23 protein-coding genes and 3 pseudogenes are annotated in these 25,196 nt (G+C 67.8%); 13 read left to right on the plus strand and 13 right to left on the minus strand.

Going from position 1 to position 25,196, the window contains the following annotated elements:
• Positions 1-205 precede the first annotated feature (205 nt).
• Entirely contained in the window at positions 206-931 is a 726-nt protein-coding gene (locus ABIA33_RS02080; protein ID WP_370076250.1) for a GntR family transcriptional regulator, read from the minus strand.
• Positions 932-1,181: 250 nt separating this feature from the next.
• On the minus strand, positions 1,182-1,688 hold the full coding sequence (locus tag ABIA33_RS02085) for a hypothetical protein (protein ID WP_370076252.1): 507 nt from the start codon (positions 1,686-1,688) through the stop codon (positions 1,182-1,184).
• A gap of 447 nt (positions 1,689-2,135) precedes the next feature.
• On the opposite strand from ABIA33_RS02085, the pseudogene ABIA33_RS02090 reads away from it, so the two are divergent.
• Positions 2,136-3,199: pseudogene (locus ABIA33_RS02090) on the plus strand (integrase core domain-containing protein).
• A 528-nt stretch (positions 3,200-3,727) separates the two neighbouring features.
• Here the strand turns inward: ABIA33_RS02090 and ABIA33_RS02095 are convergent.
• A complete protein-coding gene (locus tag ABIA33_RS02095; protein ID WP_370076254.1) occupies positions 3,728-4,528 on the minus strand; it encodes a hypothetical protein in 801 nt (266 codons plus the stop codon).
• Between the two features lie 826 nt (positions 4,529-5,354).
• On the opposite strand from ABIA33_RS02095, the gene ABIA33_RS02100 reads away from it, so the two are divergent.
• Complete coding sequence (locus ABIA33_RS02100) at positions 5,355-5,591, plus strand: hypothetical protein (protein ID WP_370076256.1); 237 nt, start codon at positions 5,355-5,357, stop codon at positions 5,589-5,591.
• A gap of 507 nt (positions 5,592-6,098) precedes the next feature.
• Positions 6,099-7,646: a serine/threonine-protein kinase gene (locus ABIA33_RS02105; protein ID WP_370076258.1), complete on the plus strand. Its 1,548-nt coding sequence runs from the start codon at positions 6,099-6,101 to the stop codon at positions 7,644-7,646.
• 81 nt (positions 7,647-7,727) lie between these two features.
• On the opposite strand, the pseudogene ABIA33_RS02110 reads toward ABIA33_RS02105, so the two are convergent.
• Positions 7,728-8,874, minus strand: a pseudogene (locus ABIA33_RS02110) (integrase core domain-containing protein).
• 444 nt (positions 8,875-9,318) lie between these two features.
• On the opposite strand from ABIA33_RS02110, the gene ABIA33_RS02115 reads away from it, so the two are divergent.
• From ABIA33_RS02115 to ABIA33_RS02135, 5 genes are all read left to right on the plus strand, one after another.
• The gene (locus ABIA33_RS02115; RefSeq protein ID WP_370076907.1) at positions 9,319-10,383 is read left to right on the plus strand and encodes an integrase core domain-containing protein; all 1,065 of its coding nucleotides are present in this window, start codon (positions 9,319-9,321) and stop codon (positions 10,381-10,383) included.
• A gap of 158 nt (positions 10,384-10,541) precedes the next feature.
• Positions 10,542-10,922 (plus strand): hypothetical protein, encoded by a 381-nt coding sequence (locus ABIA33_RS02120; RefSeq protein ID WP_370076260.1) that lies wholly within the window; start codon positions 10,542-10,544, stop codon positions 10,920-10,922.
• Between the two features lie 467 nt (positions 10,923-11,389).
• A complete protein-coding gene (locus ABIA33_RS02125) occupies positions 11,390-11,956 on the plus strand; it encodes a hypothetical protein (RefSeq protein WP_370076262.1) in 567 nt (188 codons plus the stop codon).
• 173 nt (positions 11,957-12,129) lie between these two features.
• Positions 12,130-13,275, plus strand: coding sequence for a hypothetical protein (locus ABIA33_RS02130; RefSeq protein WP_370076264.1), 1,146 nt, complete (start codon positions 12,130-12,132; stop codon positions 13,273-13,275).
• Positions 13,276-13,310: 35 nt separating this feature from the next.
• Positions 13,311-14,276, plus strand: a complete 966-nt coding sequence (locus ABIA33_RS02135) for a sigma factor-like helix-turn-helix DNA-binding protein (RefSeq protein WP_370076266.1) — start codon at positions 13,311-13,313, stop codon at positions 14,274-14,276.
• A 7-nt stretch (positions 14,277-14,283) separates the two neighbouring features.
• Here the strand turns inward: ABIA33_RS02135 and ABIA33_RS02140 are convergent, their stop codons facing one another.
• Positions 14,284-14,433 (minus strand): hypothetical protein, encoded by a 150-nt coding sequence (locus ABIA33_RS02140; protein WP_370076268.1) that lies wholly within the window; start codon positions 14,431-14,433, stop codon positions 14,284-14,286.
• A gap of 371 nt (positions 14,434-14,804) precedes the next feature.
• Between ABIA33_RS02140 and ABIA33_RS02145 the strand changes: the two genes are divergently transcribed.
• Positions 14,805-15,041 carry a hypothetical protein gene (locus tag ABIA33_RS02145; protein WP_370076270.1) on the plus strand — a complete coding sequence of 79 codons (237 nt, stop codon included), beginning with the start codon at positions 14,805-14,807 and terminating at the stop codon, positions 15,039-15,041.
• A 426-nt stretch (positions 15,042-15,467) separates the two neighbouring features.
• A complete protein-coding gene (locus tag ABIA33_RS02150) occupies positions 15,468-16,496 on the plus strand; it encodes an integrase core domain-containing protein (protein ID WP_370076909.1) in 1,029 nt (342 codons plus the stop codon).
• On the opposite strand, the gene ABIA33_RS02155 is transcribed toward ABIA33_RS02150, so the two are convergent.
• Positions 16,430-16,726, minus strand: a complete 297-nt coding sequence (locus tag ABIA33_RS02155) for a hypothetical protein (RefSeq protein WP_370076272.1) — start codon at positions 16,724-16,726, stop codon at positions 16,430-16,432. The two genes, ABIA33_RS02150 and ABIA33_RS02155, sit on opposite strands and share 67 nt — an antisense overlap.
• 506 nt (positions 16,727-17,232) lie before the next feature.
• A complete protein-coding gene (locus ABIA33_RS02160; RefSeq protein ID WP_370076273.1) occupies positions 17,233-18,135 on the minus strand; it encodes a LysR family transcriptional regulator in 903 nt (300 codons plus the stop codon).
• Positions 18,136-18,323: 188 nt separating this feature from the next.
• Between ABIA33_RS02160 and ABIA33_RS02165 the strand changes: the two genes are divergently transcribed.
• On the plus strand, positions 18,324-18,617 hold the full coding sequence (locus ABIA33_RS02165) for a DUF1330 domain-containing protein (RefSeq protein ID WP_336203725.1): 294 nt from the start codon (positions 18,324-18,326) through the stop codon (positions 18,615-18,617).
• Positions 18,618-18,727: 110 nt separating this feature from the next.
• Here the strand turns inward: ABIA33_RS02165 and ABIA33_RS02170 are convergent, their stop codons facing one another.
• Positions 18,728-19,135: a hypothetical protein gene (locus ABIA33_RS02170; protein ID WP_370076276.1), complete on the minus strand. Its 408-nt coding sequence runs from the start codon at positions 19,133-19,135 to the stop codon at positions 18,728-18,730.
• Between the two features lie 20 nt (positions 19,136-19,155).
• Here ABIA33_RS02170 and ABIA33_RS02175 point away from each other — a divergent pair, with 20 nt between their 5' ends.
• Positions 19,156-19,404, plus strand: a complete 249-nt coding sequence (locus tag ABIA33_RS02175) for a hypothetical protein (protein WP_370076278.1) — start codon at positions 19,156-19,158, stop codon at positions 19,402-19,404.
• Positions 19,401-19,586: pseudogene (locus ABIA33_RS02180) on the plus strand (transposase); the annotation flags it as partial. The gene ABIA33_RS02175 and the pseudogene ABIA33_RS02180, both read left to right, overlap by 4 nt.
• Positions 19,587-19,615: 29 nt before the next feature.
• Here the strand turns inward: ABIA33_RS02180 and ABIA33_RS02185 are convergent.
• From ABIA33_RS02185 to ABIA33_RS02205, 5 genes are all read right to left on the minus strand, one after another.
• Entirely contained in the window at positions 19,616-20,701 is a 1,086-nt protein-coding gene (locus ABIA33_RS02185) for an integrase core domain-containing protein (RefSeq protein ID WP_370076280.1), read from the minus strand.
• A 303-nt stretch (positions 20,702-21,004) separates the two neighbouring features.
• A complete protein-coding gene (locus tag ABIA33_RS02190) occupies positions 21,005-21,745 on the minus strand; it encodes an alpha/beta hydrolase (protein WP_370076282.1) in 741 nt (246 codons plus the stop codon).
• A gap of 481 nt (positions 21,746-22,226) precedes the next feature.
• Entirely contained in the window at positions 22,227-23,177 is a 951-nt protein-coding gene (locus tag ABIA33_RS02195; RefSeq protein WP_370076284.1) for a hypothetical protein, read from the minus strand.
• 415 nt (positions 23,178-23,592) lie between these two features.
• Positions 23,593-24,477: an aminoglycoside phosphotransferase family protein gene (locus ABIA33_RS02200; RefSeq protein WP_370076911.1), complete on the minus strand. Its 885-nt coding sequence runs from the start codon at positions 24,475-24,477 to the stop codon at positions 23,593-23,595.
• 419 nt (positions 24,478-24,896) lie between these two features.
• Positions 24,897-25,151, minus strand: coding sequence for a transposase (locus ABIA33_RS02205; protein ID WP_370076286.1), 255 nt, complete (start codon positions 25,149-25,151; stop codon positions 24,897-24,899).
• Positions 25,152-25,196 lie beyond the last annotated feature (45 nt).

Consider the following 25,196-nt stretch of genomic DNA (forward strand, 5'->3'; position numbering starts at 1 on the left):
CACGCCCCCACCAGGCAGAACCCGAAGAAATCCAGGCCGTCCTTACAGCCTGGGCAATCGCCGGAACATGACCACCAGGAACTGCGAAACACGAGGGTCCCCCTCCCCATCCAGGCACCCGAAATGATCCGACGCATCGGCCGGTCACCAACGTTGCAGCCACCGACTGCAGCTTCACCCGAAACAGATCGGCGCACCGGTTGGGTCAGTCCTCGATGGACCGGACGACGGCGATGGCAAGACGGTGGCGGGACGCGCTGAGGTGCGCGCTCATCGCCTGCGCGGCGCCGACTTCGTCGCGCCGCATTACGGCGTCGAGCACCCTCTCGTGCTCGGGCACGGTGTCGTCGGCAATTCCGACGGTGTAATACAGACGGTAGCGCTGGGCGTGCGGACGGAGACGTTCGAGCGCGTCGACCATCAGCCCGACACCGGTGGCCTCGGCGAGCGCGAGGTGGAAGGCCGCGTCCTGCGCGGCGAACGCCTTGTAGTTTTCGTAACCGTCTCCGGAAAGCGGCTTGCGCATCTCCGCGAGCAGGTCTTTGATGCCGGTGATCTGACGAGCAGTCGCATCCCGGGCGGCCCACGATGCACAGGCCGGCTCGAGGAGAAGCCGCATGCGGAACAGCTCGTCGAGGGTCCTGGCGTCGATCAGTGGCGCGGCGGTGTATCCGTGATGGGCGCGTTTGGCGACCAGGCCGTCGGACTCCAACCGCGCCAACGCCTCGCGGATCGGGGTGGGTGAGACTTTGAGCTCACGTGCCAAACCGTCGATCGACAGACGGGAACCGGGCTCCACCACGTTGTCCATCAGCTTGGATTTCAGAATTTCGTAGACCTCGTCGGCCAGTACCGATCGTCTCGGCGCATTCACGCCGAGCCAGGGCGAACTGGCCGCGCGGGGAACGGCATCGGTTTGGGGATCAGCCATTGGTAGTTAGAGGTGCGGTTCTCTTGCGAGCCCGTTTCCTCTGTCCCCTTTCACTCCATGCGTGTGGTTCTCCCGCACACGGCTTACCGATGATCTTCTTGGCATGGTTACGCTGCCTTCGGATAGCGGATGGTGCCTCGGAGCCGGTGGAGACCGTGCCCGTTGAACCAGTCCTCAGTCCACGCCCTGGCCTGACCGGCGTGAAGGTTTCGGCCCCGCCTCTTGACCATCAAGCGTTTGAGCCGGATGACTACGTACCGATCGACCTGGCCGAACTTGTCGGCGGCGTTCCTGGTCCGGAAATAGTTGCCCCGCCGGCCGGGCCGAGGTCGGCCACAGTTATGTGGATCATGCCCGTGAGGGCCGTCAGCAAGCGTATCTCGGCCGAGTCCGCCGGCCCGGTGATGACCCGGTTCCCGAGCAGGGGTTTGAGTTCGCCGGGGGGCAGGACGAAGAACTTCGCCGTGAGGTGCGCCGTCGTCTCGAAGGCCGACAGGCGCCCGACGTGCCGGACGAGGAACTGCCCTGCCGATACGGTCTGCTCGCCGCAACCGGGCGGGCCGCCCAGAGTCCATGCGCCGCGCTGCACTACGTACATTGCCACCAGGTCCTGATCGCCGCCCGGGGCGTCCGCGGTCCGGGTTGCCGACGCGGCGTGAAGATTGGCGATCGCCGCGCCGTGCACCTTGGTCACGTTGCCCTTGACCCGGAAGTCACCAACCGTGTCCGGGCTGAAGGGGCGGCAGTTGGAATACATCGTCGCCGATCTGCGTCTCCCACCCGCGCCGGAAGGCGTCGAGTCCCCGCGGTGCGGCGCCCGGGGCGGTCGAGTCCACTGAGAACACCCCGCGCGCGCCGTCGACCTCCGCTCGAGTACTGTTCATCACTCTCCGATCCCCTCACATTCATTGCTTCAACGCCATCCTGTGGTACTCGTGTTCCGTACGGACGTCGCCGTGGTTCATGTGGGCACTGTGCCAATCTTCCTATAGTCGGCCCGCAGGGCAGCGGTCGAGGGGCAGGGCTGATGCGTTCTCAGTCGGCGAGATGAGCTGATCGCCTGCGTACGCGCCGCCGTGGTCAGCGGCCTGCTGGCCGATTTAGCCTGCGCTGGAGTGGGCAGGGTTCGGAGCCGGTCGGATCGCCGGATCGCGTGGCCCGTGCGCGGGATGATGGTCCTGTGTTGCGACTGGTCTACCTTGCGATGTCGAACACCTTCGCCCTCATACGCCTGCTGCCGATGAGTGACCGCGACAAGGACGTCGAGATCCTTGCGCTGCGGCACCAGCTCGCCGTCCTGCAGCGCCAGGTCGGCAGGGCGGTGTTGACTCCGGGCGACCGCACGATGCTGGCCGCGCTCCTGCACCATCTGCCGATGGCGAAGCTGCGTCAACTCCAGCTGCTGGTGCGCCCGGACACGCTGTTGCGCTGGCATCGCGACCTGCTCAAGCGTCGGCATGCCGCGACGTGTGCGCGCAAGCGGCCGGGGCGGCCGCGGACCCTGAGATCGATCCGGGCCCTGGTTCTGCGGCTGGCGCGGGAGAACAGCTCGTGGGGCTACCGCAGAATCCACGGCGAACTCGCCGCCCTGGGCATCAGGACCGCCGCATCCACGGTTTGGGAGATCCTCCACGAGCACGGCATCGACCCCGCGCGGCAGCGGGACCGCACCACCTGGGCAGCCTTCCTGCGCTCCCAGGTCAATGTCCTGCTGGCCTGCGACTTCCTGGAGACCCGCACCCTGACGGGTACCCGGTTGTACGTCTTCGCGGTGATCGAGCACGCCAACCGGCGCATCCGCATTCTCGGTGCCACCGCCGCGCCCACGGCCGACTGGACGACACAGCTCGCCCGCAATCTCGTCATGGACCTCCAGGACGCCGGCAGCAGAGCTGCGTTCATGATCCGCGACCGTGACTCGAAGTTCACCGCCGCATTCGACGCAGTCCTGGTCGACGCAGGGCTCCGGATCGTCCTCAGCGGCATCCGGACACCGCGGATGAACGCGATCATGGAGCGCTGGGTGGGAACCTGTAAGCGCGAACTCTTGGACCGGACCTTGATCTGGAACCAGGCCCACCTCCTGTACGCACTCCGCGAGTTGAGCATTTCTACAACGGGCACCGGCCCCACCGCACACTCCGCAGCTCTGCCCCGCTGCGACTGCTGCCCGACCCAATCGCCGAACCCACCCGACTCGATCACCTGAGCATCCGACGGAAGGACCGGCTCGGGGGAGTGCTCCACGAGTACCAACACGCTGCCTGACCAGGACGGATGAGAAATCGGCACCCACAGTCCCGGTGAAGCGGTGGATGGGCGAGGTGGAGCAGCCGTCGCGTATCGAGCCGGGCCGCTGCGAGTGCGGCACCTGGTCGGATCACTGCCGTGTCGTGGCGGAGATCGACGGCGACTCGGGCCCGGGCTACGTGCTGCTGCGGTGCCCTGGTTGCGACCAGGCGCCACCGATGCCCCGGTCGACCCGGCCGCGCACCTACTCGGGATGAGGGGACAGCGCAACAAGCGGGCCGCCCTGCCAGTCGTGGAGGCACGGCAGGGCGGCCGACAGTAGTGCCGGATCCGGTGGTTGGCCCCGCGGGTACCGCCGGCACCCATGGCCCCCGCAGGCGTACGAGCATCTGCTGCGGGGGCCTTACCGCCAGAACGTGCGGGCCACCATGTCCAGCCATTCCCAGTCCCGGTCTCCAGGCACCAGCCGTTCGGCGGCGCGCCATTCGGCTGTGAGGCCGCGTACACGGGCTCGGCCGGGTTGGGGTGCAGGGCAACGGGTAGCTGTCAGTGGTGGGAGTGCCGCTTGTGCGGCTTGTTCACCACTGTGACGTGGGTGACGTGCACCCTCTTGTTGACCTTCGTGGTGTGAATCTTTGTCACATGGGTGATCTTCGCGCCGCCGCCATGGGCGACGTTGACGTTGTGAGAGCTGCTGTTGTTCTTGCTGACCACCGTGATGTTGATCGCGCCTTTGCCGCCATGGCTCCCGCTGGAGTCCCCCTCGTCCTCGGAGACGACCCTGGTCGGATCCAGAACAGTCAGCGCCTCCTTGAGCGCCCAGGGGTCGGTGAGCGTCGCGGCGTTGGTGACCAGTTCCGGTTCATTGTCGGCCACGTCCACCGTCAGGTAGATCGGCGGGAACTGCGTCTTGGCATCCAGGGAGTCGTGGCGGTGACAGCTCACCGTGGCCAGGTCGCAGCTCCACCCCACGCCGCTGATCGCGGTGGCGGTCAGCCCCGCGGGCAGCGTGTCCTTCACCGTCGCCGTGCCCTTGGCCGGGCCGTCTCCAAGATTGGAGACCGTGATGGTGTACTGCGCCCCGTGCTGGCCCTGATGGAAGGGGCCGGCGTGCGACTTGGTGATACTCAGGGAGGGGTCCTCGTCTTGACGGTGAGTCTGGCTGGAGGGCGGGGCAGCTGTGGCATGCGCGGGATCGGCGTCCGTAGGCACCGGAATGCCGTTGATCGGTGCCTGTAGGGCGTTGCTTTGGGAGGCCCCCGGCTCGGATGCAGAGGCGGAGGGGACGGCCAGGGCGATTGCCGCGGCGCCGGTCAGGGCGGCGGCCGCTATGCACAAGCTGCGCATGTGAAGTCCATTCCGAGCGCGGCGGCAGGCCTATTGCCTGGGTAATCGGGTAGCCACGCTCTGTACTGGCGAGCATATGGGCACAAACACCCCCATAGCCACGCGAGTACTCCATGCGCTGCGCTATCCCCTGCGCGCCCCCGATTGCGCGCTCGAAGGCAGGGCGGCGGAGCCGACGTGTGGGCTTGAGGACTCTTCGCGAGGTCCGAGAAGAACCTCTCAACCCTGGGGCAGCCGCCCACGGTTGTTGCCGTCCGAGCAACGGCTGGCGGCCAGTTTTGACCGTCTCGGCTACAACCGCCCGGCAGCCGTTAGTCGCCGACCTGAGATCGCCCCCCCCAGACGGGCCGTCCCGCCCGAGTCGTGGAGGCGATGGGCGGGACGGCTGGCAGTAGTGGTGAGTGCCTCCAGCGGTCGCGGGGCGTGCCCGCGGCGAAGAGAATGGCCACAGCGCTGATCCCGTGCCGACGGTTGATCGCGCGAGCCGGGCTCATCCCAGTCCGACGCATCGGGACCCCGTTAGGCAGGCGGGGGACCGGTGTGCCACGCAAGCCCGCGGGCACTGACCAGTCAGTACCCCTGCGCCGGCCGGAAGGATGGGCAGCAGCTCCCACCCCTGGGCGGACCTGATACACGCTGTCGTGTACCCCTCGCCGTTGGCGGTCCAGGTCTGCACAAACCGTGGGCAGGAGCCCCCACGGTTGAGGTGATGCTCGCCGCCAGTTGTGACCGTCCTGACCACAACTGGCCCGGGAACCGTTCCCCGGACGGACACGGTTGCGGCTTCGGGGTGCCCGAGCCGCCACGTAGCGGGGACCCTGAACGCATGACCGACTCCACGCCCGACGCGGCTCGCCAGCATCACGTGCCCGTCGTCGTGCACCCGGTAGTCGACGCTATCCCGCCGTTCCGGCGCGTGGAGATCCTAGGCACGCAGGTCGGTAAGGCGTACAGCCTGGCGGACGTGTCCGAGTTCTGCCGCCGCGCAGGCCTGGAGGATGGAGACGCGTACGACCCGGGACAGGTGAGCTGGCGCGGCGGAGGACCCGACGTGTGGGAGTAGGGCGGTCCGGGCATGGTGAAGCCCTCGCCGACGGGGGAGACGGCGAGGGCTTCAGATCGAGCGTAGTCAGATGCAGCGTAAGACGGGCGTCAGCGCGTCCCGTCGTGGTGGAGCTTCCGGGCCCGGGTGTGGAGTCGCCTGCCGAGGCGGACACGGTGGCCGTGGCCGCCGCAGGGGCCCCACGCGACCGTGTGGTGCAGTAGCCGGGTGGTGCGCTTCCCGGTGCGGTTCTCCGCGCGGAAGCGTCGGAGCAGCTCGCGTGCCCAAGCGCAGTAGCGACCCGTCGAAAGGCCCCTGATCTCCGTCTCGCCGCCGCGCAAGGAAGCACGATTCCCGTGACGCAATCGGTGCACTTTCCCTACCCACAGTAGCCTCGAAGTCTGTGCCGCCGCGCCGTGCCTCTGAAATCCTGAGCCCGGGCCGCCGTAGCCGCACTTCGTGGCCCGCCACGAGCGGGGGAGACACGTGCACGGAAATCAGCCGAAAGAAGACGGGGCCGAGCGGACCGTGGACGGTCGCTTTACTCTTCGGGAGCGACTGGGTCACGGCGGGATGGGCACGGTCTGGCGAGCCCATGACGCTGTGCTGCAACGGGACGTCGCCCTCAAGGAGGTCCGGCTCCTGGGTCTCAGCGACCCAGGCGAGGCGACGCGCGTCCATGAACGGGTGTTGCGCGAGGCCAGAGCGCTGGCTCGGCTCCAGCACCCCAACGTCGTGACCATCCACGAGGTCCTCGACGCCGAGCCGTTCCCCTGGCTGGTCATGGAACTCATCGCCGGACAGTCGCTCCAAGCCGCCCTGGAACAAGGACCCCTGCCACCTGCCCAGGTCGCCCGTATCGGACGCGACCTGCTGGCGGCCCTGAACGCCGCCCACGCAGCCGGCATCCAGCACCGCGACGTCAAACCCGCCAACGTCCTCCTCCGCCCGGACGGATCGGCAGTCCTGACCGACTTCGGCATCGCGGCGATGCAGGACCTCTCCGGCCTGACGCTCACCGGTAGCATCATCGGATCCCCCGAATTCATGGCCCCCGAACGCGCCACGGGCGAACCCGGCGGCGCAGCCGCCGACCTGTGGTCACTCGGCATGTTGCTCTACGTCTCAGTCGAGGGCCGCAGCCCCTTACGACGCTCCACACCACTCGCAACATTCGCTGCCGTCGTGGCAGACACTGTGCCGGCACCGCAGCTGGCAGGAGAGCTGGGCCCGGTACTGCAGGCTCTGCTCACCAAGGACCCCGAGGCCAGACCGGACCCTGTCTCGCTTGACCGGATGCTACTGGCGGTGCAGACCGCTCGGGCCCAGGGCGCAACCCGCTCTGATCCACCCCTGAGAAACGCAGCACACGAGCCGGACCCGGAATGGCTCCATCGCGCCCCGACCGCCGTTGTCGACCGATCCCGGGCGCCCGCAGAGAGGCGAACCGCCACCGCGGAACCTGGAGCCACGTCCGTGACCAGGACAGGACGCCGCTTTGGCACAGGCTGCATAGTCGCTGTGATCGCCGCAACCGCCGCAGCGTCGGTCATCGTCGTGCTGGGACTTCAATCAGGGGGCACCCCCGCCGGCAAGCAGTTGGCCGCAGCTTCTCCATCTGCACCAACTGGTTCTTCCCAGCCATCTTCCGCTGCCTCCAGTGCAGCAGCCACGGTCTCCTCGGCAATCTCAAGTATGCGGCCCAGCACCGTGCTCCGGCCGCAGGGGGAGAACAGTGCAGACACCTGGATCGCCCAGCTCGCTTCGGTGCCGATCTCGTCAGGTTCCGGGGCGCGCGACAGTGAGCTGGCCGCCATCCGCCGTCAGGTCCCCGGCGCTGAGGTGTTGAACAGCGATGATTTCGCGTCGCTCCGCCCCGGGTACTGGGTGATGTACGCGCCCGGTCCCTTCGCAGATGGTGAGCAGGCACTGGCATCGTGCGCCGCCGCGGGCCGCACCACAGCGGCCGAGTGCGTGGGCCGCTATCTGAGCCACCTTGCCTCTGACATCACATTCATTTGCCGCCATGCGGCGAGCGGCGTGGATGGCAACTGCCGTAGGGGGAACAACAGTTGATCTGGATCATGAAGTAGCAAGGTGCGCGAACGGGCACAGGACGGACTGCGTGACGATCGCGTTCTGCACCGAACATCGGCCTCAACACACGCCCCAACAAGCCCTTGTAGGTGTCATTAACCCCGTCCATGCTGGTCGGGCTACGTGTTGGTACTCGTGCAGCGTGCCGCCGAGTCGATCTATTCGCCGGATGCTCAGCTGGTCCAACTGGGCCGGTTCGGTGATCGGTTGGGGGAGTGGGCGTAGGGGGTGCGGCGGAGTGGAGGGAGCGGTGTGGCCGGTGGTCGTTGAAGAACTGCTCGTATTCGCGGAGTAGCTGCAGGAGATGTGCCTGGTTCCAGATCAAGGTGCGGTCCAGGAGCTTGGCCTGGCAGGAGCGGACCCATCTCTCCATGATTGAGTTCATGCGTGGCATGCAGACCCCGGTCTTCACGGTCTCGATGCCTTCGTCGGCGAGCAGGGTCTCGAGGGCGGCGGGGTAGCGGGCGTCGTGGTCCCGGATCAGGTACTTCACGCGCGTGCCGGAGTCCTGGAGGTCCATAGCGAGATTGCGCCCGACTTGGGTCACCCACTGTGCGGTGGGGTGGGTATTGGCGCCGAGGATCCGGATGCGCCGTGAGGCGTGTTCGATCGAGGCGAGGACGGTGAGGCGGGTCCCGGTCAGGGTGCGGGTCTCGAAGAAGTCCAGGGCCACGTTCGCCTGTGCCTGGGAGCGGAGGAAGGCGGCCCAGGTGGTGTGGTCGCGGTCCGGGGCGGGGTCGATGCCGTGCTCGTGGAGGATGTTCCACACGGTGGAGGCGGCGACCTTGATGCCCAGGGCGGCCAGTTCGCCGTGGACGCGCCGATACCCCCACCCCGGATTCTCGTCCACGAGTCTCAGCGCCAGGGCCCGGATGGAGCGGACGGTACGCGGCCGGCCGGGGCGTTTGGGGCGTGACTCCTGGGCGTGGCGTCGGCGGAGCAGGTCACGATGCCAGCGCAGCACAGTGTCGGGGGAGACCAGCAGGTGGAGTCGGTGTAGCTTCCACCGCGGCAGTTGGTGCAGCAATGCGGCCAGGACGGCGCGGTCGGGCCAGGTCAACGTGGGCTTGCCCGCTTGTCTTTGCAGGACGGCGAGTTGGTGACGCAGGACCAGGATCTCTGCGTCCTTGTCCTTCTCGCTCATCGGCCACAGGCGTATCAGGGTGAACACGCTCGACAGGGTGAGGTAGGGCAGCCGCAGCAGCATGAGAAACATCGTGCCGCCTGTGCTTGACGATCTCCAGCCATCGACCAAGACCAACGCGTCTGGCAGTGGGCTCCGAGGGTCGGGAGACACCCTGGCCTCGGTGGATAGGGTATTTGACACCCACACCGTCAGCTGCGGGAACAACAGGCCCAGGAGATGGATTTCGCCACCGGTCAACTCGTACAGCAAGATAGCTCCCACGGCCGTTCTTCATGATCAGATCAGAGGTGATCCAGATCGTGACCGGACGGCCGTCCCCACGTACGGCGAGTGCCCAGATCGCCATCAACTCTGTGGGTGCCGATTATCCATCCGGCCAGGCCAGCGGCCTGATGGCCGTTCGACCCTGCCCGCCGGTTTGGCACGGTCCGGAGCCGGTCCGATCGCCGGATCGTGGCCCGTGGGCGACATGATTGCCCTGTGTTGCGACTGGTCTACCTTGCGATGACGAACACCTTCGCCCTCATACGGCTGCTGCCGATGAGCGACCGTGACAAGGACGTCGAGATTCTTGCGCTGCGCCACCAGCTCGCCGTCCTGCAACGCCAGGTCGGCAGGCCCGTGTTCACTGCGGGCGACCGCACGCTGCTGGCTGCGCTCCTGCACCACCTGCCGGTGGCGAAGCTGCGGCAGCTCCAGCTGCTGGTGCGCCCGGACACGCTGCTGCGCTGGCATCGCGACCTGCTCAAGCGTCGGCATGCCGCGACGTGTGCGCGCAAGCGGCCGGGGCGGCCGCGGACCCTGCGCTCGATCCGGGCCATGGTCCTGCGGCTGGCGCGGGAGAACAGCTCGTGGGGCTACCGCAGAATCCACCGCGAACTCGCCGCCCTGGGCATCAGGACCGCCGCATCCACGATATGGGAGATCCTCCACGAGCACGGCATCGACCCCGCGCCCCAGCGGGACCGCACCACCTGGGCCGGATTCCTGCGCTCCCAGGCCGATGCCATGCTGGCCTGCGACTTTATGGAGGCCCGCACCCTGACCGGGACCCGGCTGTACGTCTTCGCGGTGATCGAGCACGCCAACCGGCGCATCCGGATCCTTGGTGCCACCACCGCGCCCACGGCCGACTGGACCACCCAGCTCGCCCGCAACCTCGTCATGGACCTCCAGGATGCCGGCAGCAGGGCCGCGTTCATGATCCGCGACCGTGACTCGACGTTCACCGCCGCGTTCGACGCAGTCCTGGTCGACGCTGGGCTCCGGATCGTCCTCAGCGGCATCCAGACACCCCGGATGAACGCGATCATGGAGCGCTGGGTGGGAACCTGCAAGCGCGAACTCCTGGACCGGACCTTGATCTGGAACCAGGCCCACCTCCTGTACGCACTCCGCGAGTTCGAGCAGTTCTATAACGGGCACCGGCCCCACCGCACACTCCGCAGCTCTGCCCCGCTGCGACTGCTGCCCGACCCAATCGCTGAACCCACCCGACTCGATCACCTGAGCATCCGACGGAAGGACCGGCTCGGGGGAGTACTCCACGAGTACCAACACGCTGCCTGACCAGGACGGATGACAAATCGGCACCCACAGAGTCGCGTACGGAGAAGCTGTCGATCCACGAGCTCTCCCGCCGCCACGGCGTCCATCGTCGACTGGTCCGTGAGGCGCTGACCTCGCCGTGGCCGGCGCCCCGCAAGCCGGGGCCGCAGCGCGCGTCGGTGTTGGACCCCTACAAGTATCTGATCGACGCGATCCTGCGCGCGGACCTGGACGCCCCGCGCAAGAAGCGACACACCGCCAAGCGGGTCTTCGACCGGCTGGTGGATGAGCACGGCATGGACCACGTCTCCTACGGCCGGGTCCGGGACTACGCGCCCGGCAATAAGCGGATGGACCGAAGCATCAAGCCCGGCCTGTACGCGGAGGCGCACATCCCGTCGTACTGGCGCCTGGAGTTCGATCCGGCGCCGAGCCTGGTCGTCTCCGAGCTGTACGGGGCGCGGTACCGCGAGGTCGTCACCGCAACAACCGGTGTGATCACCCGCATCCGACTGCCGTTCCCGATCGAGATCGACCCGGGCACTCTGCACCGCGCCTGACCCAGAACGGCCGTGTTCATCACGAAGGCCCTGGTGGGGACGTCAGAGCCTCGTCTCTTCCATGCGGTTCGCCGGTTCGCCTTCCAGCGGGTGCCGCCGCGGCAGCAGCCACGGGGTGCATCGTCTCGCTCGTCCGTGGTCGGCGTCTAGCCGGACGAATCGCGCGCCGGAGGGTCAACTCGTCGCGCGCCCTACGGCCTCCGTCGGTGCCGGACGCCAGCCGTGCAGGGTAGCCGTGCGGCGGGCGTTGCTGGAGAGGCGGGATGTTGTTGCGGGTGACATGTCCCGCGGTGACCAATTGGGCCAGGCACGATTAGGCCACTGATGAGCGTGGACACGTGTGCGGTCGAGCGCAAGGATCGAGGCATCCCCCCGAAGGGCTGCCGGCGCCGGCTGCCTGACTCTCAAGTCCATGGAACGGTAAGGGACTTGATGTTCAGAGGTCAACTATCTCGATGGAGCCCATCATGAACGAGCTGCACGACGTCGGGCTGAGCCTGGACTCCGCTGCCGACGCCGAGCTCGCCGCGGATGCCCGGCGCAGCCTACGAGTGTTCCTCGCTGCACCGTCCCTGCGGCTCACCGGCCCTGCGGACGGCGTGTTCACCCTGGCCCTGCGCGGACGGGTCACCGCACTTCGGGAGGCCCTGCTGGACGCCGGTGTGACCGTCTACAGCCAGCACCACGACGACTGCTGGACCACCCGTGGACTGGGCACCGGTTACCGGGTGCCCTCCGCCTTCCGCGGCATGCAGTCCGCCGACCTCGCCTTCGCGTACATTGGCTCGCCGCTCTCGGCGGGTGTGGGCATGGAGCTGGGCTGGGCCACCGCGTTGCGCAAGCCCGTGGTCCTGCTCGTGGACGAGACCGTGGCGCACAGTCCGATGATCTCGACCCTCGAAGAGGTCTCCCCCGTACTGCCGATCCACTTCGATGCGGGCTGGAACGCGCAGGCCCTGCGGCATGCCGTGGTCACCGCGCTGGACTGGGCGGACACCTCGGTCATCTACCCGGAATCCGCCGAGTCCGCCTGAGTGCTGGCGTTGGCCGGGCCGGCGTCTGGATCCAGGCTGCTGACCCCACGGGTGTCTCTGGTGTACTCATGGGGTCGAAGATCGGACGGGCGTGCGGCGCCCGCAGGCACGGGAGGCCCGGCGTGGGGTGTACGAAGGCAGCGCACACGTGCGCGTGGAGCGAGGTCGCGCACGTGGTCGACCAGCTCGTAGCCGCCCGCGCCACCGGCCGCAGGACTGCGCTGCTTGATGCGGTGCAGGCACAGGAGCCGAACGTCCTGGCCAGGGTTCTCCTGGCCCACCAGCCGACCCGGTGCACAGACTCGTGGCACGTGTGCGAGTGGAGTGAGCACGCCGGTCAGCTGGAACAGATCTTTGCCGGGCACGCGGCCGGCGCCGGCATCGAGATCCTGGCCCAGCAGCAGGGCGTGACCGCCTACATGGTGTCCCGCATCATCAGGGCCCACCAGGCGCCGTATGCAGGTTGCGGCACTCACGACTGCGAGTGGGCCGACAAGCCCGACCTGGTGCGGGCTGTCCTGGGCGGCCGCGCCCGCGGGGAAACCCTTGCCCAGCTCAGCGCGGGGCACCAGAGGTCACTTCGGCAGATCAGGCGGATCTTGGCCGCGCACGGTGCGGCGGGACGCGAGGGTGCCCGGCTCGTTCCGCCAGAGGCCGTCCACGGGCTGTGCAGCTATCACACCTGCCATTGGGCGGGCGAAGCTGCTGTGGTCGAGGGGATGCTGGACTCCTACGACCGGGGCTGGACCACGCGGCGGCTGGGTGAGCACCACGCTCGCTCGAAGGAGTCGATCAGTCTGATCTTGGACGCCCACTCGGTTGTACGACGTTCGATGCCGCTGCAGTCAGCGGTTGCCTGCGAGCCGGGCGAGGTGGAGTTGCTGGAGCGCATCTGGCTCGAGGTAGTGGACACGGAGCGGGGCAACATGGGACTGGCGACCATGGGGCCGGAGGAGTCGCAGGGTTGCTCCACCGAGGTGTGCGGGCCGCGGCATCGCTGCTTCTGGGCAAGGCAGGCCAACCTGGTCAACGAGCTGTGTGCCGCGTACAAGGCCGGGTGGAGCGTGCGGCGGCTCGCGGAACGCTACCCGTTCCACCGCAGTACCGTCGGGCGAATCCTGGACGCCCACGGGGTGCAGCGCCGCTCGATGTCCGAGCAGTGCACCCGGGTCGCGGTGGACCTGCAGGCCGTGGATGTCCGCAACCGTGTCCACGGGGAGCCGCTGACGGCCCTGGCCGCTGAGTGCGGCCTGTCGCGCCAGGCCCTGAGCAATCGCCTGGCGCGGTACCGCGCCCAGCTGCAGGGAGCCGCGGCGTGAGCGACAACGTGTTCGGGAACCTGCCGGCCAGTGCGGTGGAGCAGTACCTGCAGGCGGTGGAAGAGGGAGAGCTCCCCTTGTCTCCGGGTGCGGACGGCGATCTCTCCCCGGAGTCGCCTCCGCACCCGGTCCTCGACCAACGCCAGCAAGACCGGCAACTCCTGCAAGACCTCGGCCTGCTCAAACCTGCGATGGACCGGCCCGTGCTGGTGCCGGTCGATCCGGAGACAGCAGCCGCCCAGCAAGAACGCCGGGCCACCCAGGAGCTGGCCCGCGCTGCCGCGCTGCGCGATCGCTGGCAGCCGCTTACGACCGCCTACCGAAGCGCCCGCGCCTGGCACGACGAGACCTCCCTGGCGCGCTACGTGGAGGACAAGGAAGCGATCGGCCAGGCACTGCAGCTGCGGCTGAGTGAGCCGCTGAAACTGCTGCGGACGATGCAGCCCGGTGCGCCGCGGCCACCCGAGCTGCTCAAGGGCTCGATCGCGCAGGAGTTGGAGATGCGCCGACGCGGGGTTCAGCGTCAGATCCTCTACGAGGACCGGCAACGCCACCACGCGCCCACGGGGCACTACGTGCGTACGGTGACCGCCGCCGGCGTCGAGGTGCGCACGGTGCCGGTTCTGCCGTGGGACCGGCTTTTCATCTTCGACGACCTGGTGATGTACCCGAAGGACGGGAACAACGACATCGCCGTGTTCAACCGTGAACCATCGGTCGTCTCGTTCATGAACCGTCTATTTGAGGCGCATTGGCAGCGGGCGGCGCCGTTCGAGGAGCAGCCGGAGGAGTTGGAGCTCACGGCCGAGCAGCGTTATGCGGTGCGGCTGCTGGTGGGCGGAATGTCGGTCGAGAACATCGCTGCCCGGATGGGTGTTGCGGTTCGTACGGTCAACCGCCTGCTCGCCGAGGCTCGCAAGGCCCTCGGCGTCCATGCGCCGGCTGAGCTGGGCTGGGTTCTCCGCGGGAAGTTCCCCCATGGCCTTCCCGCGGACTGGTAACCGGTCTTCAGAGGTGCGGGCCGCTGTTCCAGATTATGTCGGCGACGGCGTGGTGCGCCGTGGCGCCGTTCCACACGATGTCCAACGTGGTCCAGCCGCTCAAGGCAGCCGTGGCAACTACCAGGGACACGAGCACGATTCGAAAGCGTGCGGACATCTCGGCTCCTCTCGGGGCGGGGGTCAACCGCCGACCGTACGGGGGTTCGGGAAACGCATAAATACGCTCCGGATGGTACGGCATACGAGGTACACGGACCTCCCCCCAGAAGGCGGAAATCGCTGAGGTTCCACAGGTCTGACCCGTGTTCATGGAGTCGGCCAAATCACCCTTCCAGGGCCCGGCTAGTGCAAACCAATACAAACCGTGCCCGGGCTGCCCGTGTCGCTTCGGGTGGCCGCCTCGCGCGCACGTCTGGAGCGTAACGAGCGGCCGCCTGGCGGTCGTTCACGGCGCAACTACTGGCGCTTCTTTCCTCAACACGCCCTTCCATCTCCCGCAAAGGGCTGTGCAGAGGAGAAGATGAGGGCATGCCAACACTGACCAATGGGCGGCCCGGGGCCGTAGTGGACGCGCTGGCCCGGCTGCACCACTGGAACGTGGACCGGCGCCAGGCCGCAGCGCAATTGATGCTCGCGGCGGCCGAGTCCGGCGCGAGCCCGGAGGAGATTGCTCAAGTGCTCGGAGAACCTGTGGAGCAAGTACGCGACGTCGTGGGGCAGTATGCGCCGGCACGCGGGACCGGCGGCGCAGCGTTGTGGTCGTGACCCGAGCCGACCAAGCCCGGGGCTGCATGTGCATGGCCTGCGTGGACCGAGTAGGAGTCACGACACGGCGCGCAGGTGGGGTCTGGTCTCGGACGCACGTACTGGCAACGGCCAACCCAGGGCGACTGCCCGAAAGAACTCACCGTCGGCTTCGGTCATCCTGTGGGGCTCGGAATGTCATCGCTGCACGTCATGCGGCGTATCGGTATTCGTTGATGTTGCCGCCGAGGATGCGGGTTGTGGGTGCCGATTATCCATCCGGCCAGGCCAGCGGCCTGATGGCCGTTCGACCCTGCCCGCCGGTTTGGCACGGTCCGGAGCCGGTCCGATCGCCGGATCGTGGCCCGTGGGCGACATGATTGCCCTGTGTTGCGACTGGTCTACCTTGCGATGTCGAACACCCTCGCCCTCATACGGCTGCTGCCGATGAGTGACCGGGACAAGGACGTCGAGGTTCTTGCGCTGCGGCATCAGCTCGCCGTCCTGCAACGCCAGGTCGGCGGGGCGGTGTTGACTCCGGGCGACCGCACGATGCTGGCTGCGCTCCTGCACCATCTGCCGATGGCGAAGCTGCGGCAGCTCCAGCTGCTGGTGCGCCCGGACACGCTGTTGCGCTGGCATCGCGACCTGCTCAAGCGTCGGCATGCCGCGACGTGTGCGCGCAAGGGGCCCTGGCGGCCGCGGACCCTGCGCTCGATCCGGGCCATGGTCCTGCGGCTGGCGCGGGAGAACAGCTCGTGGGGCTACCGCAGAATCCACGGGGAACTCGCCGCCCTGGGCGTCAGGACCGCGGCATCCACGGTGTGGGAGATCTTGAGGGAGCACGGCATCGACCCCGCGCCGCAGCGAGACCGCACCACCTGGGCGGCCTTCCTGTGCTCCCAGGCCGATGCCCTGCTGGCCTGCGACTTCCTGGAGACCCGTACCCTGACGGGTACCCGGTTGTACGTCTTCGCGGTGATTGAGCACGCCAGCCGGCGTATCCGGATCCTCGGTGCCACCACCGCGCCCACGGCCGACTGGACCAGCCAGCTCGCTCGCAATCTCGTCATGGACTTACAGGATGCCGGCAGCAGAGCCTCGTTCATGATCCGCGACCGTGACTCGACGTTCACCGCCGCATTCGACGTAGTCCTGGTCGACGCCGGGGTTCGGATCGTCCTCAGCGGCATCCGGACACCGCGGATGAACGCGATCATGGAGCGCTGGGTGGGAACCTGTAAGCGCGAGCTCCTGGACCGGACCTTGATCTGGAATCAAGCCCACCTGCTGTATGCGCTCCGCGAGTTCGAGTATTTCTACAACGGTCACCGGCCCCACCGGACACTGCGCAGTGCCGCCCCGCTGCGACTGCTGCCCGAGCCCATCGTCGAGGCCACCCGATTGGATCACCTGAGCATCCGACGGAAGGACCGGCTCGGGGGAGTGCTCCACGAGTACCAATACGCTGCCTGACCAGGCTGGATGAGAAATCGGCACCCACAGGCGGTGAATTTGGTGTCGCGGTCGCGGATGAGGTGGGTGAAGTCGGCTGTGCGGTCGCCGAGTTGCCACAGGAGTTGCCTGGCTTGCTGGGTGGTCCAGGCGGCGGTGGGGTGGGCGGTGACGCCGAGGATGTGGACGGTGCGGGTGCGGATCTCCATGACGAACAGGGCGTACAGCCGCTGAAGGCCGATGGTGTCCACTCCTTGATCAGCCGCTGGTGCCAGGCGAGCAGGGTGCGCGGGGGGACGATCCGGTGCCCGCGCAGGAATCGGGGCAGCAGCCGGGCCAGGGCGGAGAGCAGGGCGCGGTCGGGCCAGGACAGCTTCGGGACCTTTACATGCCGCCGCAGGACCGAGATCTCGTGCCGGAGGATCAGTATTTCTGCGTTCTTGGCGGCGGAGGATCGGCACAGTAGGCCGAGCCAGGCGAAGATGCGAGTGGCGAGCAGGTAGACCAATCGGACGAGCACGAGTCACGATCATGCCCGATGCTCATGCCGGCGACAGCATCAGCCCAGGCCAGCCGCAGTGAAGGGGTTTTGAAGCAGCGCGGGCCATCATCGGATGCTGATCCGCCAGCGTACTATATCGAGGTCGTGTCGGACCTTCAGCGAGACCGCCGTCGTCGTCATCACCGCGAAGTCCGCCGGGCGCAGGGTCTGCGGCCTCGCCACCGCAGGCGTCCGTCTCGCTTGACCTCTTGCACGTCAGTCCGGCAGCCAGTGCAGCTCGTGCGCCAGGGTTTTGGCGACGGCACGGATGCGGCGGTGTAGTGGCGACTGCTCGCGTGGGAGGACCAGGTGGATCGTCAGGCTGGGCGCGCCTCGCAGTGGTCGCCAGGTGAGACCGGCCGGTTGTGCCGTGACCGCGGCTTCTCCGGCCGGGGCGAGGGTGGCCCCGTCGCGCAGGTCGCGCTGAGACATGTCGAAAGAGACTGCGGGCGTGTGGAATCGGGGGTGCGGTCGGGTGTCTCGGAACAGCGCGGACAGCTGATCGTGGATCACGGGGTTGGCCGCACGGTCCGGGAGACGCAGCGGATACGCGGCCGCGTCGGCGATCTCGATCTCCGGGTGTTCGGCCAGCGGATGGTACTGCGCCAGCTGGACCCCGACGCGCTGACGCCGCAGCAGGAACCGGCGCACGCCACGGCCCGGCTGTTCACCGCGGGTGATCCCGGCATCGATGCGGCCGTCGGCGACCGCGGGGGAGATCTCCGGTGTCGCCATCGGGACCGCGCCGACCTTGAGTCCGCTGTTGCCGCGAATCAGCCTGTCCACCAGGGCCGGTGCCGTCTCGGCCCCGGCGCTGAGGCTGTATCCGATGCGCAGCGTGCCCAGTTCACCGGCCGCCGCGCTCCGGGCGGTGTCCCATGCCCGGTCCAGCGCCGCCAGCGCGGGCGGCGCGGACTCCGCCAAAGCCGCACCGGCCGTGGTCAATACGACGCTACGCGTGTTGCGGACCAGCAGGGCCGTACCGAGTTCCGCCTCCAATCGGCGCATCCGGGCGCTGAGTGCGGGCTGTGCGATACCGATCCGTGCGGCCGCGCGGGTGAAGTTCAACTCCTGCGCCAGCACCAGGAAGTACCGCAGGCTCACCGTATCCGGCGCCACGTGCCCTCCCTGCCGATTGATAACGATCCGTTCTGAGCCTATCCCGTACCAGTCTTTCCCTCGACCGCACATCAAGCCCTAACCTGCGCATATGACGATTCAACTGACCGCGGTACCCGTCGCCGGGATCGATCGATCTGAGTGTCAATTCGAAGTCGGACGTGTCCGGCCGAACACAGGAGGTTTCCATGGCTAAGGGCTACTGGGTCAGTGTCTACCCCGCCATTTCCGACCCTGAGAGGCTGACTGCCTACGACAAGCTGGCCCGTCCGGCTGTCCAGGCTGGGGGCGGGCGCCTCCTGTCCCGTGGCGGTCGAGTCGTCGCCCACGAGGCCGGAATCACGCAACGCGTCGTTCTGATCGAGTTCGACAGCTTTGAACAGGCCGTCGCAGCATACGAGAGCGAGGCATACCAGAAGGCGCTGGTGGCCCTCCCCGACGGCGTCGAGCGCGACTTCCGCATCATCGAAGGCATCGACTGACCGGCGGGCCCAGCCATCGCTGAGCATCCCATTCAAGGTTGAGTCCTGCGGTGACGGCGTCGAGGTCCTGACGAACGAAGCCAGCGAATGAGCGGACCGGGGCGGGGCCGTCAGCGGGCGTCAGGACGGATCGGAACGACGTTCCCAAGGAAGCTTTGATCTTTGCCTGCCGGATTCTGGAGGATGAGGACGGCAGCGGCGAGGGCGATTTGCTCAGCTCGGCGCCGGGACTCGGCTTCGGCCGCTCTCGACCCGGCGAGGGCTTCCTTGAGCCTCACCACCTCTTTGTGCAGCCGTTGCTCCACTTCGGGTGTCTGGTGCGTCTCGGCCCGGACCTGGGCGTAGAACTCCTCCTTCAGGTCCGCGTGGCGGTTCATGAGCGCCATCCGGTGGACGTCTGCCTCGATGGCGAGCGCGGCGACGGTCAGGCTGCCGTTTGAGCGTGCGGGCTGGCCGGCCAGCAGCCGGTCGATCGCCTCCCGGATGCGTGAGCGCTCATCGTGGTGCTGCTGCGTCATGCGAGAGCCTCCTGGCTGAGTTGGGCATCGACGTCGTGCGCATCGGCAAGGGCGCGGAGCCGGTCGGCGGTCCTCCGCAGCCGGTTGCCGATGGGCGTGGGGAGGTGGCCGGCTCGAAGGACGAGCCGGTCGGCGTGTTCCCGGGCCGCGCACGCATGGGAATCGGTCCGAACCGCGTTTCCGCAGCCGAGCTGGCATGCGAACTGGTTGAGAGCGGTTGCGTGGACGGCCGGCTCGCACAGGGCTGTGCTGCGTCTGAAGGCGCATGAACGCGTCCGGGTTGTCGAACAGGACCAGGCCCCTGAGCGAACCCGTAATCACCGCGTGGAAGGCCCGGCGCCCCTCAGTCAGCGGCCACCAGGGCAGCTACGAGATGCGGGAGATCGTCAACGCCCTGCTCTACCAATCCCGCACCGGATGCCAGTGGGACTACCTCCCCCACGACCTGCCTGTGGGGGCTCATCTATTCATCGCTGCAGGTCAAGCGGCATAGCGGTACTCGTTGATCGCTCCTCCGAGTACGCGGGTGCGCAGCAGTCGGCGGTTCTGGATGTTGATGGCGGGTGGTGTCTGCTGCGGGGCGTCGGGTGGCAGTTGTCCTCGGGATCGGTGCGGTCTGTGCCGGTTGTAGTGGTCGCCGAACTCGGCGAGGACTTTCGTGGCGTGGGACGTGTTCGTGATCAGGACGTGGTCGAGGGCTTCGCGGCGTACGGTACCGATCACGCGTTCGCAGTGGGCGTTCATTTTTGGCGCCCGTGGGGCGCTGAGGAGGACATCGGCGTCATCGGCGGTGAAGACGGCGTCGAAGGAGGCGGTGTACTTCGTGTCCCGGTCGCGGAGCGGGAATCTGATCCGGTCGCCGCGTTGGGCCAGCGTGGTGGTGAACTCGCGGGCCTGCTGGACCGCCCACTGCCCGGTGGGGTGCGCGGTTGCGGGGGCGAGGTGCAGTCGGCGGTTGCCGTGCTCGAGGAAGGCCATGGCGTAGAGGCGTTGGCCAAGAGCAGTGTCGAGGTGGAAGAAGTCCGCCGCCACGATGCCCTCGGCCTGGGCGGTCAGGAACTGTGTCCAGCTTGGTCCGTGGCGTCTCGGCGCCATGTCGATCCCCGCCGCGTGCAGAACGTTCCACACCGTGCCTGATGCCACCGGGTGCCCCAGCCGGGCCAGTTCACCCTGGATGCGCCGATGCCCCCACCTGGGATTCTGGGCCGCCAGGCGCAGGACCAGCTTCTTCAGCGCCGCCGACGAGGGCGGGCGCCCGACACATTTACGGCGCGCGCTGTAGTCCCACTTGCGTGCGATCAGCCTGCGGTGCCGGGCCAGTACGGTGCCCGGGGTGACGGGGAAGACGCGTGCCCAGCGGTGCCGGGGTATCAGGGAGGACAGGGCGGAGAAGCAGAACCGGTCCGCTGGCTCGTAGCGTACGGGCGAGGTCAACTGTCTGCGCAGCACCGCGTTCTCGTGCCGCAGAACCAGCACCTCGGCCTGCACCGAGGCTTCCCGTCGGAGCAGCAGCTCCGGCAGCGACAGTAGTCCCCGAACAGCGCGATACAACAGCGACACGATCATCACGACAGCGTCGCAGACCAACGACCGGCAAGTACCCCACCTGCAGCGATGACTTCTTGAGCCCCTCAGGCTTCTTGGGTCAGTGGCTTTGTTCACGAGAACCGGCAGCACTTGTACACGAGGTTGGGCAGCACCCGAAGCACTGCAGAATTCGAACAGTTCGTGGCTTCGGGCAGTGCGGGACCCTACCGGGTTGGCAGGGTCCCGCGGCATGAACGGCAGAGGAGAGCCGGGAGCTGCCCTCGACGAGCAGCATCCCGGCCAACATGGCTTACCGCCGACTGATGGCCTGGCGTCCCGGCCTCACTTCAGGTGCCGAGCGAAGAACCCGGCCGCGTCCTCCCCTGCGAACTGCGGGACGCCGGTGTGCCCGCCCATATTGGCGTGCAGGGACTTCTCCTTGGAGCCGAAGGCGTCGAACAGGTCCAGGGCCGCCTGCCGGTCGTTGCCTTCGTCGTCCCACTGCAGCAGGACGTGTAGCGGAATGGTGACCTGGCGGGCCTCCTCGAACATGGCGCGAGGCACGAAGCTCCCGGCGAAGAGCCCGGCGGCCGCGATGCGCGGCTCGACCACCGCAAGGCGAACGCCGATGGAGATCACTCCCCCCGAGTAGCCGACCGGGCCGCCGATCTCGGGCAACGACAGGAGGGCGTCAATGGCGGCCTGCCATTCCGGGACCGCCTTGTCGACGAGCGGGAGGATCAGGGCGTCGATGATCTCGTCGCTGGCCGGCTCGCCGGCTTGCATCGCCCGGCGCAGGTCGGCGCGGGCCTGCTCGGCGGCGGGCCAACGGGGCCGGTCACCGCTGCCGGGGAGCTCGATGGTCGCCGCGGCGAAGCCGTCCGCCGCGGCGTTCCGCGCCCGTGCCACCAGTCGGGGGTACATCTTGTTCAGTCCGAGCGGGGGGTGGCCGAGCAGGATCAGCGGGGTGGGTGCGGTCGCGGAGGCGGATCCGGGCGTCCACAGGATGCCGGGGATCTCGCCGAGGGTGAATTTGCGCTCGAGGACGCCGTCGTCGAGGCGCTGCTCAGAAGTGAATCGCATGGTCGTGCCTTTCGGGAGTGCTCTTGAATGGCGCTCCCGGACGACCTATCGCCCGACCGTGACCCCGGAGGGGAGCACCCATGTCGAAACTGCGTTCACGGGTACCACCTCCTTGTTCTCTCGCACGGCCTCTGGAAGGCTAATAGTGGTCGCCGTGGTCCGTCAAACGAGTTCTTGCGCGGGCTCCGTGGCCGGATGCCAAGGAGCCGGATCACTACGCAGAGCTGCTTGGGCCGAGGGTGCCCGAGGTGAGGCCCTGCGACGGCGGGGCGCGCTTGCGAGACTCTCAAAGAGGGGGCCTCGAACACGACGCGGCGCCTACGCCTCCCAATCTCGTGTACAGGTGCTGTCGGTTCTCGTGAACAAAGCCAGGTCAGACCAGATCCGCCTGAACACTCCTGTATGTTCGGGCGGGATCTCGTGGTAGTTGACTTGCTCGTGCCTGCCGCCGTCGGCAGGCTGTGACCGTCGGCCAAGCGCCTCAACGGCCGATGCTGAGCAACTCCAGATCGGCGGCGGGCCGCTGGGTGCGGATGATCGATTCCAGAGTCGTCTCCTCACCGGGAACGCAGTCCGACTCGACGAGTTGAACCAGGACACCCCCCGTCTGCAGCGCCAGCGCGCAGTCACTCGTAGACCACAGCCCGGCCCCCAAGGACCGGCAGGCCGGAGCAGGGCCGCCGTCCGCGACGGTAGCGAGCAAGGCCACACATGGATTTGGCGATTCCGCTTGCCGTACCGTCAGCGTCCCGTAGTCGCCGCCACCGGGAATGGGAAGAAGGGAGGGGAAGTCGTACTCGATGGTCATCGTCGCGTGCGCGTAGCCGTGGGAGTACGGCTGCGCTCCGGGCCAGTCAATGACCCGGACCAGCTCGCGCGGGGGCCCACCGAAACTGTCCAGCGCCGCCGCGTCCGCTGAAGTGATCACCCACTGCCGCAGCGGCATCCAGGCAAGGACCACCACCAGCAGCACGGCGACCGCCGTACCTCGCACCGCTGGCCCTGGCAACACCAGCGCGGCGACGACCGCGAACACCACGGCGCTGATCAGCCACTCCAGGCACAGCAGCGGAAAACCGACCGAACCGGGCAGGCGCACCGCCTCGGGCAGAAACCACGGTAGAGCACCGAGTCCGACCACCATCCCCGCGGATAGTCGCCCGCCGCCCCGGGTCAGCTTCACCAGCCGTACCGGAACGTCGGCCGCAGCCCTTGGGGCGAAGCACAGGACGCCGCCCACGACTCCAGCCCCCCATCCCACGGCCATCAGCGCGACGCCCGACAATCCCACCCACCGCATGGCGCACCAGGCCACCATGAAAAACAGGGGAGCGACTGTCACTCCAGCAGTCAGCCAGAGCAACAACCACAGCGCGCGCGGCCGATCCAGGCCATAGACCCGGATCTGGCGACGGCCCTCGCCAGTGAACATGGAGCCGACCGCAGCAAGCACTGACACGCGCCCCACCCGTCCATCTCCCCCAACAGAACGACGGCGATCGTAGCCTCCTTCAACACCCGGGAACACGGGAACCGATCACCGACCAACTGGGAAGCGATCTCTGCAGCCCCACACCGCGGCAGATCGACCCCATTGAAGAACAGCTCGACCTGGTTGGCCACACGGTGTTTGCATCCATCCCCGGCCGCGGAGGAGCGCTGACAGCACCGGGCGGCGTTTCGGGCTAGTAGTGCATCTGCCAGGCGCGCAGTTGGTGGCCCTGGGAAGATCCAGGCCGGTGGCCAACAGGCAGTTCAGGGGATCGCGTTGTGCAGCGTGACTGGGTCCCGGTGTTCGAGGATCGAGTGGCTGTGGGCTGCACTGCCTCAGTGCACGGTGGCGTGCCTCAGCTTTCGTCGAGTACCGCCTGGATCACATAGCGGGCGTTGTGTGCCATGGCGGGGTTTGTCCTGCGGTAGTACGGGAGTGCGATGAGCGCCTGTGAGAGGGTCCGGCCCCGGCCGCGGATCCACGTCGCATCGTCCACGGCCAGCGCCTCACGGAAGACGTCCCTTCCATCGGTTGACAGCAGATTCCACGCCGGGAACAGATCGCAAGCTGGATCTCCCATCCCCGCGCACCCGAAGTCGATCACCGAGACCAGCCTCTCGCCGTCGACCAGCAAGTTGCCCGGCATCAGATCGGCGTGCAGCCACACCGGTCGCCCGTCCCAGCCCGGGGTCCGCAGCGTCTCCTCCCACACAGCGGTCACAGCAGCGCAGTCGACGTCTTCCTGTGGAATCCCGCGCAATTCCTCGATCGCCGCTCGGGTCTCCGCATCGAGCGATGCCACCGGCTCGCCCCGATGCGCCATCGGCCCAGCCGACAGCGTGATCCCACGCATCGACGCCACGAACGCGGCCAGATCCTCGGCCAGCAGCACAGGCGAGCCCAGGGCCCCTTCTTCGGGATGCTCGCCCGCCAACCACCGGTACACCGACCACGGCCACGGATATCCCTGGGCCGGCTTCCCGGCACCGAGGACCTCGGGGATGCGCGTAGGCAGGAAGGGGGCGAGACGGGGCAGCCACGCCTGCTCCCGCGACACGTCCTTGGCGCCGCCGCGCACCAGTGGCAGCCGCACGACCATGTCGTTGCCCAGCCGGTACATGGCATTGACCGTGCCGCCCGAAGGCCACCGCTCCACCGGCAGCCCCGCCCACCGGGGGAACTGCTCAGCGATCAACCGTCGTACGAGGCCGTCGTCAATCGGGTGCATACCGGCATGCATGTGCACTGCGCTCATGGTCATCATGCGACCATCGGCCGCCAACGGGCGTCAAACGCCTTTTCAGCTGACCCTTTCGATACGCGCACTGTTCCCCGAGGCGACTGAAGCTGAACCCGCTCTGTCACCTGTTGGCCATCCGGCTGGAGCCGTCACGGCCACCAGCCCGCACTGTGCTGGCCGCCAGCCGGGAAGATCCGGTGGCCACTGACAGCAGGTCCCGGCACCCAGGGCGGGCCGGGGAGTGACGAATCATCAGACCGGCCGCACGCAGGGAACCATGCGGACGATCCAGCCGGTCTCGCTGGGGATGCACGGAGCCCTCCGTAGCATCTGCGGTGGTCGTCCCGGTGCCCAGTGGCCGGCTGCCGTCCTATCCGGTGGCGAGGGTCGCGGAGGCTGGTCGATGCGGCGCCACCGCTTCAGCAGCACGGGGTGGAAGTTCCCCGACCGCGGCTTGGGGATGCCCTGGTCAAGGTTGCCGCCTGCGTGCTGAGCGTCTTGTCCCGGTGCCCGTTGCGATGCGCGGTGCGCGTCTCGGTGTGCTCGTTCCACTCCGCGCCGATCCGGGCCGTGGCCTCCGCCTCGATCGGCTCCTGGAGCATCCGCTCGGCCACCGATCGGACGAGTTCGAGCCTGTCCGCCGAACGTAGACTCCAACAGCCGGAGTAGGTCATGCGAGACAGGGTCACCCGGCACCTCCTGCGTTGAACTGGCCGTTC

It is taken from the genome of Streptacidiphilus sp. MAP12-16 (assembly GCF_041262165.1).
GTDB lineage: Bacteria > Actinomycetota > Actinomycetes > Streptomycetales > Streptomycetaceae > Streptacidiphilus.

What these genes read in the sequence shown, in the direction of transcription:
- ABIA33_RS02195 (WP_370076284.1), bottom strand. Translation starts at nt 23,177, where the DNA reads ATGTTCACTGGCGAGGGCCGTCGCCAGATCCGGGTCTATGGCCTGGAT.
- ABIA33_RS02185 (WP_370076280.1), bottom strand. Translation starts at nt 20,701, where the DNA reads ATGATCGTGTCGCTGTTGTATCGCGCTGTTCGGGGACTACTGTCGCTG.
- ABIA33_RS02190 (WP_370076282.1), bottom strand. Translation starts at nt 21,745, where the DNA reads ATGCGATTCACTTCTGAGCAGCGCCTCGACGACGGCGTCCTCGAGCGC.
- ABIA33_RS02150 (WP_370076909.1), top strand. Translation starts at nt 15,468, where the DNA reads ATGAGTGACCGGGACAAGGACGTCGAGGTTCTTGCGCTGCGGCATCAG.
- ABIA33_RS02095 (WP_370076254.1), bottom strand. Translation starts at nt 4,528, where the DNA reads ATGCGCAGCTTGTGCATAGCGGCCGCCGCCCTGACCGGCGCCGCGGCA.
- ABIA33_RS02140 (WP_370076268.1), bottom strand. Translation starts at nt 14,433, where the DNA reads ATGTCCGCACGCTTTCGAATCGTGCTCGTGTCCCTGGTAGTTGCCACG.
- ABIA33_RS02115 (WP_370076907.1), top strand. Translation starts at nt 9,319, where the DNA reads ATGACGAACACCTTCGCCCTCATACGGCTGCTGCCGATGAGCGACCGT.
- ABIA33_RS02100 (WP_370076256.1), top strand. Translation starts at nt 5,355, where the DNA reads ATGACCGACTCCACGCCCGACGCGGCTCGCCAGCATCACGTGCCCGTC.
- ABIA33_RS02145 (WP_370076270.1), top strand. Translation starts at nt 14,805, where the DNA reads ATGCCAACACTGACCAATGGGCGGCCCGGGGCCGTAGTGGACGCGCTG.
- ABIA33_RS02080 (WP_370076250.1), bottom strand. Translation starts at nt 931, where the DNA reads ATGGCTGATCCCCAAACCGATGCCGTTCCCCGCGCGGCCAGTTCGCCC.
- ABIA33_RS02085 (WP_370076252.1), bottom strand. Translation starts at nt 1,688, where the DNA reads ATGTATTCCAACTGCCGCCCCTTCAGCCCGGACACGGTTGGTGACTTC.
- ABIA33_RS02125 (WP_370076262.1), top strand. Translation starts at nt 11,390, where the DNA reads ATGAACGAGCTGCACGACGTCGGGCTGAGCCTGGACTCCGCTGCCGAC.
- ABIA33_RS02170 (WP_370076276.1), bottom strand. Translation starts at nt 19,135, where the DNA reads ATGACGCAGCAGCACCACGATGAGCGCTCACGCATCCGGGAGGCGATC.
- ABIA33_RS02205 (WP_370076286.1), bottom strand. Translation starts at nt 25,151, where the DNA reads ATGACCTACTCCGGCTGTTGGAGTCTACGTTCGGCGGACAGGCTCGAA.
- ABIA33_RS02165 (WP_336203725.1), top strand. Translation starts at nt 18,324, where the DNA reads ATGGCTAAGGGCTACTGGGTCAGTGTCTACCCCGCCATTTCCGACCCT.
- ABIA33_RS02200 (WP_370076911.1), bottom strand. Translation starts at nt 24,477, where the DNA reads ATGCATGCCGGTATGCACCCGATTGACGACGGCCTCGTACGACGGTTG.